Source organism: Mesorhizobium sp. M2A.F.Ca.ET.037.01.1.1 (assembly GCF_003998075.1).
Lineage (GTDB): Bacteria > Pseudomonadota > Alphaproteobacteria > Rhizobiales > Rhizobiaceae > Mesorhizobium.
The window spans coordinates 1-777 of sequence record NZ_RZSA01001608.1 but is presented as its reverse complement, the minus strand read 5'-3'; the positions used below and the strand labels follow the sequence as shown (position 1 = coordinate 777).

Here is a 777-nt window from a genome sequence, read left to right as displayed (position 1 = left end):
GTGCCGGCGGTCAGCATCGAAACGACGACCGAATCGGCGCCGGTGGCAATGGCTTCCTCGACCAGCCGGTCGCAGTAATCGTCCGGATAACCGCCATGCGCGTCGATGCGGATGAGATAGTCGGCGCCTTCGCCGAGGGTCGCCACCGCCAGATTGATGGCAGCGCTTTGCAGGCGCTTCGGATTGGCGAGCAGGATGACCCGAGGATCCTTCGCCACGATCTTTTCGACGATGGCCTGCGTGCCGTCGCTGCTGCCGCCGTCCGCGACGACGATGCGCCCGCCGAGCCGTGCCGCCGCGGGCCGCAACCGATCGAGCAGGCCGCCGATATGGGCCGCCTCGTTGAGGCAGGGAATGACAATCAGGATCGATGGATTTGCCTGCGTCATCGGTCTTTGCGCGTCCTTTGCCATCATGCCGCCGCCGCAAAAGCCGAAGGCATGGCGGTGAGGCCGCGCAGCTTTTCGACGAAGGCCGCGCAGTCGCTGCGGTCGTAGCTCCAGGTCCGAGGATTGCGCGCCAACACCCGCGACTTCAGGGCGCGGTATCTGTCCTGATCCATTCGGCCGAGCATCGCCTCAAGACCTTCGGGCGTCGCCTCGGACAGAAGCACGCCGATGTCCTGCCCTTTGAGGAACCGGCCGGTTTCGGTGCCGGCCATCGAGATCGGCACGGCGCCGAAGCGGCAGCCCTCGTAGAGGCGGTTGGGAAGCAGCCATTCGGAATTCTGGCCGGCTTCGAAGAAATCGATCGCCCAAGAGAAATGCACTTGCCCGT

At 65.1% G+C, this 777-nt stretch carries 1 protein-coding gene and 1 pseudogene; both read right to left on the bottom strand.

Translation table 11 applies throughout. From position 1 onward, the window contains the following. Positions 1–389: glycosyltransferase (locus EOA27_RS38705; RefSeq protein ID WP_127259004.1), on the bottom strand; the 389-nt coding region annotated here is incomplete at its 3' end. A 23-nt stretch (positions 390–412) separates the two neighbouring features. Beyond that, a pseudogene (locus tag EOA27_RS38700) lies at positions 413–777 on the bottom strand (glycosyl transferase family 1); the annotation flags it as partial.